The organism is Skermanella sp., assembly GCF_059503625.1.
The window spans coordinates 1-8,312 of the sequence record NZ_JCACHA010000854.1; the positions used below are offsets into that span (position 1 = coordinate 1).

Below are 8,312 nucleotides of genomic sequence, written 5' to 3' on the forward strand. Positions count from 1 at the left end.
CGGGTTTACCGGAGGCCCCATTTCTTGAGAGATTGGGGTCATCATGACGAAACAAGCATCACCCAAATACGCCTCTGAAGTCCGCGAACGCGCAGTGCGGATGGTGTTCGAGCACGAAGGGGAACACGTCTCGCAGTGGGCGGCGATCAGTTCGATCGCGGCGAAGATCGGCTGCAATCCCGAGACGCTGCGGGGCTGGGTCCGGCAGGCCGAACGCGACCGGGGCAAGCGTACCAGCCCGACGAGCGACGACCGGGAGCGTATCAAGGCGCTGGAACGCGAAGTCCGGGAGCAGCACCTGAGCGAACGAGATCCTTCGCAAGGCATCGGCGTATTTCGCTCAGGCGGATCTCGACCGCCCGTTCAGGAAATGATCGCCTTCATCGACGAGCATCGCGCCGTCCACGGGGTCGAGCCGATCTGCACAGTGCTGCCGATCGCCCCGTCCACTTACCACGACCACATTGCCAAACGGGCCGATCCATCCAAGACGTCGGCCCGCTGGCTAAGCGATGCCGAGCTGAGCGTGGCTATCCAGCGGATCTGGAATGAGAACTTCCAGGTTTACGGGGTACGCAAGGTCTGGCGACAGTTGCGGCGGGAAGGTTTTGACGTGGCGCGCTGCACGGTGGCTCGGTTGATGAGGCGCATGGGTCTGAAGGGGGCGACGCGTGGCAAGGCGGTGCGGACAACGGTCAGCAACCGGGCGGCGCCGTGCCCGCTTGACCGGGTGAACCGTCAGTTCCAGGCACCACGTCCGAATGCCTTGTGGGTGGCGGATTTCACGTTTGTAGCGACATGGCAGGGCTTCGTCTATGTGGTCTTCGTCATCGACACCTTTGCCCGGCGGACCGTCGCTGGCGGGTATCGCGCTCCGCACACGCCGGCTTTGTCCTGGATGCCCTGGAGCAGGCGCTTCATGATCGCCGGCCAGCCAAGGGTAGCTGCCTCATCCACCATTCCGTCCGCGGGTCGCAATAAGTCGCGATCAAGTACACCGAACGTCTGACCGAGGCCGGCGTCGAACCGTCGGTCGGCAGCGTCGGTGATTCCTTTGGAGCTTCAGCTAACGCCGTAGGCGATACAACGCCTTGGCCGAGACGATCAACGGCCTCTATAAGACCGAGGTGATCCGACGCCGCAGGCCGTGGCGCAGCCTGGAAGCCGTCGAGCTCGCCACCCCGGAATGGGTGGACTGGTTCAACCACCGGCGCCTGCTCGAACCCATCGGCAACATTCCACCCGCCGAAGCCGAAGCACGCTACTATGCTCAAGCCGAGAACGTTGCCAAGGCGGCGTGAATCAACCAAACCGGCCTCCGGCAATCCCGGCGCGGTTCATCTTTGGTCTGTATCGGAAAGCTGTACATCGGTGGATTTCCACGGCCCCCTGGAACGGGGGGGTGGCGGATAGGGTGGGATTCGAACCCACGGTGAGGTTTCCCCCACGCAGCTTTAGCAAAGCTGTGCCTTCAGCCTCTCGGCCACCTATCCAGCGCGGCGTTTGTATAGCCATTGGAGCCTGTCTCGGCAAGCCCTATTGCACGCTATTCATTCCCTTTTCTCGGGAAAAGTCATGCACTCCTGGAAGCGATGGCGATTGCCTGGGAAAGGTCGCCGATCAGGTCCTCTATCGCTTCGATTCCGACCGACAAACGAAGCAGATCGCCGGGGACCGGGCTGTCGGTTCCCTCGATGCTGGCGCGGTGCTCGATCAGGCTTTCGACCCCGCCGAGCGAGGTGGCACGGGTGAAGACCTTGGTGTTCGCGGCGACAGCGATGGCGGCGGCCGTGCCGGCGCTCATCCGGATCGACAGCATGCCGCCGAAGCCGTCGGTCATCTGTTTGACGGCGATCTCGTGCTGCGGATGGCTTTGCAGGCCGGGATACAGGACCTCCGCGACACCGGGATGGCCTTCGAAGTAGCGCGCGATGTCGAGCGCGTTGGCCGAGGCGGTGCGGACGCGGGGATAGAGCGTGCGCATGCCGCGCAGCAGCAGCCAGCTTTCGAACGGGCCGAGGACGGCGCCGAGGTTCTTGCGGACCGACTTGACGCGGTTCCAGTGATCGTCGTCGGCAGAGGTCACCAATGCGCCGGCGATCACGTCGCTGTGGCCGTTGAGGTATTTGGTGCCGGCATGCATCACGTAGTCGGCGCCGAACGCCAGCGGCCTGGTGATGACGGGGCTGGCGGACGTGCTATCCACGGCGAGGCGGGCGCCTGCCTTATGCGCGATGTCGGACGCGGCCTGAATGTCGGTCACGTCCCATAGCGGATTGCTCGGCGTTTCCAGCCAGACCAGCGCCGTCTTGCCCGGCCGCATCGCCTTGGCGAGCGCGTCGAGGTCGGCGCTCTGAACGAATTCGACGTCGAGGCCCCAGGTGCGGGCGAAATCGTTCAGCCAGTTGCGGAGCGACCAGTACATGACGCTGGGTGCCACGACATGGTCGCCGGGCTTGAGCGACATGAACAGCGCCGTGGCCGCCGCCATGCCGGAGGAAAAGACCAAGGCCCCCTGCCCGCCTTCCAGCGTGTTCAGCAGCGCTTCGACCTGATCGTATGTCGGATTGTCGGCCCGGCTGTAGACGCGGCCCGTGGTGTCGTAGCTGTTGTCGGCGTCCCGCAGAAATGTCGTGCTGGGGTGGATCGCGGGGACGATCGCGCCGGTCTTCTCGTCGATCCAGCCAAGGGCGTTGGCCGCAAGGGTTTCAGGCTTGAGGCTGTCGGGCTTGCCGGCCATGGCGGGAATTCTCCGGAATGTATGTAAGGGCTTGAGCCGGGGGGACACGGCGGCTGCTCCTGTGAGGAAGCGGCCACCGCGTCCAGCCTTGCTACTCCTTCAACTTCTTGGTCAGCAGTTCGTTCACCAGGGCCGGGTTGGCCTTGCCCTGGGTCTGCTTCATGACCTGACCGACGAAGAAGCCGAACAGCTTCTCCTTGCCGCCCTTGTAGTCGGCGACCTTGTCGGGATTCGCCGCCAGCACGCCGGCGATGGCAGAGTCGATGGCTCCCGTATCGGTGACCTGACGCAGGCCCTTTTCCTCGACGATCAGGGCTGCGGGCTTGCCCGTCTCGACCATCTCGGCGAACACATCCTTGGCGATGCGGCCGCTGATCGTGTTGTCGGAGATCAGGTCGATCAGGCCGCCCAGGTTCTCGGCGGAAACCGGCGACTGGTCGATGCCTTTGCCCTGCTTGTTGAGCGCGCCGAACAGCTCGCCCATCGTCCAGTTGGCGGCAAGCTTGGGATCGCGGCCCTTGGCCACCGTCTCGTAGAAGGCGGCGCTGGCCCGCTCCGCCACCAGAACGCCGGCATCATAGGGCGACAGCTTGTAGTCGCTGATGAAGCGGGCCTTCTTCTCGTCCGGCAGCTCCGGCAGAGTCGCCTTGATCGCGTCGACCCAGTCCTGCTCCAGTTCCAGCGGCAGCAGGTCGGGATCGGGGAAGTAGCGGTAGTCGTGCGCTTCTTCCTTGCTGCGCATGGAGCGGGTCACGAACTTGGTCGTGTCCCACAGGCGGGTTTCCTGGACGATGGTCCCGCCTTCCTCCAGCACCTCGATCTGGCGGCGCGTCTCGTACTCGATAGCCATCTGGACGTAGCGGATCGAGTTGACGTTCTTCGTTTCCGTCCGCGTCCCAAGGGGGCCGCCGGGGCGGCGGACCGAGACGTTGACGTCGCAGCGCATGGAGCCTTCCTCCATGTTGCCGTCGCAGGTGCCGAGATAGCGCAGGATGGCCCGCAGCTTGCGGACATAGGCGGCGGCTTCCTCAGCCGAACGCATATCCGGTTCCGAAACGATCTCCATCAGGGCGACGCCGGACCGGTTCAGGTCGACATAGGTCTTGCTCGGGTGCTGATCGTGCAGGCTCTTGCCGGCGTCCATCTCCAAGTGCAGGCGGGTGACGCCGACCGTGCGCGACGAGCCGTCCGGCATGTCGAGGACGATCTCACCCTTGCCGACGATCGGCTGCTGGAACTGGCTGATCTGGTAGCCCGACGGCAGGTCGGCGTAGAAGTAGTTCTTGCGGTCGAACACCGAGAACAGGTTGATCTGCGCCTTGAGGCCGAGGCCCGTGCGGACCGCCTGCTCGACGCAATATTCGTTGATGACCGGCAGCATTCCGGGGAAGGCGGCATCGACGAAGCTGACCTGGGTATTCGGTTCGGCTCCGAACTGAGCCGAGGCGCCGGAGAACAGTTTCGCGTTTGAAACGACCTGGGCATGGACTTCCAAGCCGATCACCACTTCCCAGTTGCCGGTCTCGCCCTGGATCAGACTGGTCCCTTCAATCACAGACGTCATGGTCCAACTTCCTCAATAACGGGCGGAGACGAAAGGCGGCAAAGCGGTGAAGTCGGCGGCGTTCTCGACCACGCCGGCCACCTTCAGGACGGTCGCCTCGTCGAACGGACGGCCAAGGATCTGGAGACCCAGCGGCAGGCCGTCGGACGCCAGACCGGCCGGCACCGAGATGCCGGGCAAGCCGGCCAGCGATGCCGGCACGGTGAACACGTCGTTCAGGTACATGGCGATCGGATCGTCCATGTTGGCGCCGATCTCGAAGGCGGTGCTGGGCGCCGTCGGCGTCAGGATGACGTCGCACAGCTTGAACGCTTCCTCGAAGTCCTGCGCGATGCGGGTCCGCACCTGCTGGGCCTTGCGGTAATAGGCGTCGTAGTAACCGGCGGACAGGACGTAGGTGCCGATCATGATGCGGCGCTTGACCTCCGCCCCGAAACCCTCGGCGCGGGTGTTCTCGTACATTTCCTTCAGGTCGCCGCCCTCGACCCGCAGGCCGAAGCGGACGCCGTCATAGCGCGCGAGGTTGGACGAACATTCCGCAGGTGCAACGATGTAGTAGGTCGCCAGCGCGTACTTGGTGTGCGGCAGGCTGATCTCCACCGGCTCGGCGCCCGCCGCCTTCAGCCAGTCGATGCCCTGCTGCCACAGCTTCTCGATCTCCGCCGGCATGCCGTCGACGCGGTATTCCTTGGGAATACCGACCTTCAGGCCACGAATGTCGCCGGTCAGTGCCGCTTTGAAATCGGGCACGGCCATATCGACGCTGGTCGAGTCCTTGGGATCGAAACCGCACATGGAACCGAGCATCAGCGCCGCGTCGGCAACGGTGCGGGTCATCGGACCGGCCTGATCGAGCGACGACGCGAAGGAGACGATGCCCCAGCGCGAGCAGCGGCCATAGGTCGGCTTGATGCCGACGATACCGACGAACGACGCCGGCTGGCGGATCGAGCCGCCCGTGTCGGTGCCGGTCGCGGCCATGGCGCAGCGGGCGGCGACGGCGGCGGCCGAACCGCCCGATGAACCGCCGGGGACCAGCTTGCGCGACCACTGCCATTCCTGCACCGGGCGCGGCTGGCGGATCGCCGCCGTGACTTCCGCCAGGAAGCCGGCATCGGTCTCGGCGGCGTCGCGCTGGACCAGAACGCCTGGGCTCCACGGGCTGATTACGGGACCGAAATAACTGGTCACGTTGGACGAGCCCATGGCGAACTCGTCCAAATTGACCTTGCCCAGCATGACCGCACCGTCGCGCCACAGATTGGCGGTGACGGTCGATTCATAGGGCGGCTTGAAGCCTTCCAGGATGTGGCTGCCGGCAGTGGTCTGGAAACCGGCCGTGCAGAACAGGTCCTTGACCGCGATCGGCAGGCCGTTCATCGGCCCGGCCTCGCCCTTGGCGCGCTGGGCGTCGGCGCGTTCGGCCATCGCGATCGCCTGATCCGGCGTCTCGGTGATGTAGGCGTTGAGCGCGCGCGATGCCTCGACCGCGCGGACATGCGCTTCGGTCAGCTCGACGCTGGTGAACTCGCCCTTGGCCAGTCCTTCCAGGGCGCCGGTCATCGTCAGTTTGGTAAGATCGGTCATTACTCGACAACCTTCGGCACGACGAAGAAGCCCTCGGCGGTTTCCGGGGCGTTGAGCAGTACGGCGTCGCGGACGCCGCCGTCGGTGACGGCGTCGGGGCGACGGCGCAGCTTGTGCGGCGCCACGCTGGTCATCGGTTGCACGCCGACGGTATCGACCTCGTTCAATTGCTCGACGAAGTTCAGGATGTTGCTGAGTTCGCCAGCCAGATGTTCCTGGTCGGCCTCGGGCACCTTGATGCGGGCCAAGTGGGCGATCTTCGCCACGGTGGCCTTATCGAGCGACATGGGGTAAGTCTCTCCGTCCGCGAATGCCGATTGCCGGAGCAGGGCCCCGGCGGTCGGCGGATATGGCAAATTTCTGGCAGTGCGCCTTCATTTAAAGTGCGCCGAAAGTAACACCCGCTATGGCTATCCGCAAGCTTACGGACCTTCTGACATCAGTCCCTCGCGGCAAACGGCTGCTCGGGCTGGACCTTGGCACCAAGACCATCGGAATGGCGATTTCCGATCCGGGCTTCTCGGTCGCCTCCCCCATCGGCACGATCAAACGCACCAAGTTCACCGCCGATGCGCGGGAATTGGCGAAGGTGCTGAAGGACCGGGAAGTCGGGGCGGTGATAATCGGGCTGCCGGTCAACATGGACGGCAGCGAGGGACCTTCCGCCGAGCGGGCGCGGCAGTTCGGCGCCAGCATGATGGAACATCGGGAATTGCTGGGCGGTGAGCAGGAAATCGCCTTTTGGGACGAGCGGCTGTCCACCAGCGCCGTGCAGCGGATGATGATCGACGCCGACATGACGCGGAAGCGGCGGGCCGAAGTCGTCGACAAAATGGCGGCGGCCTATATCCTTCAAGGCGCGCTGGACGCGCTGGGGCGGCACAAGCGCGACCTGGAGGCACCGGTGCATCCGGCTGATCTGGACGACGATAGCGAAGATCGCGACCGGGATTGATCCAGGCTCTTCTTTTGTAACGGTGCCGTGACGGTTCCCAGGCTGTTGATGAAAGATGATTCTTTCTCGAAGAGCGGCTTGGGAGATCCCGATGCGACCGTGCGCCGTACCGATGCTACTTGCTACCATGCTGGCGCTGGCAGGCTGCGCCGCACCCGCCGACCGATCCGGCATGACGGCCCCTTCGGTGCTGGCGCTTGCCGACCCAGCAGATCCCGGCCTTGCCGATGGCGTCGCGGTCGGATCGGTCGATGGCGGACAGGCAACCCGCGCGCTCGGGACTTCGGAAGTCGATAACGACGATTTTCAGAGCGCCTTGATGGACAGCCTGCGGAATCATGGCTTCCTGGCCGAGGGAAGCGCCCCCCGGTACATCCTCTATGCCCATCTGCTGGATGTTCGCCAACCGCTGGTCGGCCTGGGCATGACGGTAACCGCCAAGGTCCATTACGAACTGGCGGATGCGGTCAACGGCCAGCCCGCGCAGGAGCGGACGATCGAAACCGAGTTCACCACACCCTACAGCGCCGCTTTCGCGGCTGATGAGAGAACGCGGCTTGCCAACGAGGGCGCAATCCGCGAGAACATCGGCGAGTTTCTCTCCTGGCTCAGCCGCAAGCCGCCGCCCGAAGTGGGAGCGCCGCTGGCATTGCGGTAAAGGCATTCCGACAAAAAGCAATAATGAAGCAATCGCTCGCCGCCTTCGCCGCACTGGTCCCGATCTTCGCCCTGATCCTGCTGGGCTACTGTCTCCGCCGGTATCGGATCGTCCCGGACGAGTTCTGGGCTCCGATGGAAAAGCTGACCTATTTCATCTTCTTTCCGCTCCTGCTGCTGGACAACCTGTCAAAAGCCAACCTTGGCGACCTGAGCGTCCTTCCCATGGCGCTGGCGCTGATGTCCTCTATCCTTACCGTGACGCTGGGCCTTTATCTGCTGCGGCGGCGGCTGAACCTGACGGGACCGGCTTTCAGCTCGGTCTTCCAGGGATCGGTGCGGCCGAACACCTTCGTCGGTCTTGCGGCTGCCTCCGCCCTGTTCGGGGTGCCGGGTGTCACGCTGTTCGCGATCGGGCTGGCGAGCGTCGTGCCGCTGGTCAACGTGCTGTGCGTCGTGGTGCTGTCACGCTATGGGACAGGGCAGAGTAACGGGCCGTCGGTGAAGGCGGCCGTCTTCGGCATCCTGCGTAATCCGATCATCATGGGCGTGGCCGCCGGCGCGCTGCTCAACCTGACCGGCATCGGGAAGCCGCCGGTGTTCGGCCCGATCTGCGAAATCCTGGGAGCTGCCGCAACACCCCTCGGTCTCCTGGCGGTCGGCGCCGGCCTCGACATCCCGGCGGTGCGGTCGGCGGGCCGGGCGCTGCTGCAATCCTCGGCGATCAAGCTCCTGATCGTACCGGGATTGACAGCGCTGTTCTGCGCCATGTACGGCGTCCATGGGCTGACGCTGACGATCGCCGTGCT

General features: G+C 64.6%; 7 protein-coding genes, 1 tRNA gene, 1 pseudogene and 1 other annotated feature. Of the genes and pseudogenes, 4 read left to right on the forward strand and 5 right to left on the reverse strand.

Translation table 11 applies throughout. The annotated features are described in order from the left end of the window. Window positions 1-40: 40 nt before the first annotated feature. Window positions 41-1,298: pseudogene (locus AC5JJ6_RS30945) on the forward strand (IS3 family transposase); the annotation flags it as partial. Continuing rightward, window positions 329-445: a sequence feature (AL1L pseudoknot), on the forward strand. It overlaps the preceding pseudogene by 117 nt. A 105-nt stretch (window positions 1,299-1,403) precedes the next feature. On the opposite strand, the gene AC5JJ6_RS30950 reads toward AC5JJ6_RS30945, so the two are convergent. The 5 genes from AC5JJ6_RS30950 to gatC form a co-directional block, all read right to left on the reverse strand. Beyond that, window positions 1,404-1,493, reverse strand: a tRNA-Ser gene (locus AC5JJ6_RS30950). A gap of 80 nt (window positions 1,494-1,573) precedes the next feature. After that, on the reverse strand, window positions 1,574-2,740 hold the full coding sequence (locus AC5JJ6_RS30955) for a trans-sulfuration enzyme family protein (protein WP_496045735.1): 1,167 nt from the start codon (window positions 2,738-2,740) through the stop codon (window positions 1,574-1,576). 91 nt (window positions 2,741-2,831) lie between these two features. Then, window positions 2,832-4,304 (reverse strand): Asp-tRNA(Asn)/Glu-tRNA(Gln) amidotransferase subunit GatB, encoded by a 1,473-nt coding sequence (gene gatB, locus AC5JJ6_RS30960; protein ID WP_044435503.1) that lies wholly within the window; start codon window positions 4,302-4,304, stop codon window positions 2,832-2,834. 12 nt (window positions 4,305-4,316) lie between these two features. After that, window positions 4,317-5,891, reverse strand: a complete 1,575-nt coding sequence (locus tag AC5JJ6_RS30965; RefSeq protein ID WP_496045736.1) for an amidase family protein — start codon at window positions 5,889-5,891, stop codon at window positions 4,317-4,319. Then, entirely contained in the window at window positions 5,891-6,178 is a 288-nt protein-coding gene (gene gatC, locus AC5JJ6_RS30970) for an Asp-tRNA(Asn)/Glu-tRNA(Gln) amidotransferase subunit GatC (protein ID WP_044435499.1), read from the reverse strand. Before gatC ends, AC5JJ6_RS30965 begins: the two co-directional genes overlap by 1 nt. 119 nt (window positions 6,179-6,297) lie before the next feature. Between gatC and ruvX the strand changes: the two genes are divergently transcribed. The 3 genes from ruvX to AC5JJ6_RS30985 all read left to right on the forward strand — a co-directional run. Continuing rightward, window positions 6,298-6,846 carry a Holliday junction resolvase RuvX gene (gene ruvX / locus AC5JJ6_RS30975; RefSeq protein WP_496045737.1) on the forward strand — a complete coding sequence of 183 codons (549 nt, stop codon included), beginning with the start codon at window positions 6,298-6,300 and terminating at the stop codon, window positions 6,844-6,846. 112 nt (window positions 6,847-6,958) lie between these two features. After that, window positions 6,959-7,504 (forward strand): hypothetical protein, encoded by a 546-nt coding sequence (locus AC5JJ6_RS30980; RefSeq protein ID WP_496045738.1) that lies wholly within the window; start codon window positions 6,959-6,961, stop codon window positions 7,502-7,504. Between the two features lie 23 nt (window positions 7,505-7,527). Beyond that, on the forward strand, window positions 7,528-8,312 hold a 785-nt coding region (locus AC5JJ6_RS30985), incomplete at its 3' end, for an AEC family transporter (protein WP_496045739.1).

Bases quoted from the DNA above. Each gene is read 5' to 3' on its own strand.
- AC5JJ6_RS30955 (WP_496045735.1), bottom strand. From the start codon at position 2,740: ATGGCCGGCAAGCCCGACAGCCTCAAGCCTGAAACCCTTGCGGCCAAC.
- gatB (WP_044435503.1), bottom strand. From the start codon at position 4,304: ATGACGTCTGTGATTGAAGGGACCAGTCTGATCCAGGGCGAGACCGGC.
- AC5JJ6_RS30965 (WP_496045736.1), bottom strand. From the start codon at position 5,891: ATGACCGATCTTACCAAACTGACGATGACCGGCGCCCTGGAAGGACTG.
- gatC (WP_044435499.1), bottom strand. From the start codon at position 6,178: ATGTCGCTCGATAAGGCCACCGTGGCGAAGATCGCCCACTTGGCCCGC.
- ruvX (WP_496045737.1), top strand. From the start codon at position 6,298: ATGGCTATCCGCAAGCTTACGGACCTTCTGACATCAGTCCCTCGCGGC.
- AC5JJ6_RS30980 (WP_496045738.1), top strand. From the start codon at position 6,959: ATGCTACTTGCTACCATGCTGGCGCTGGCAGGCTGCGCCGCACCCGCC.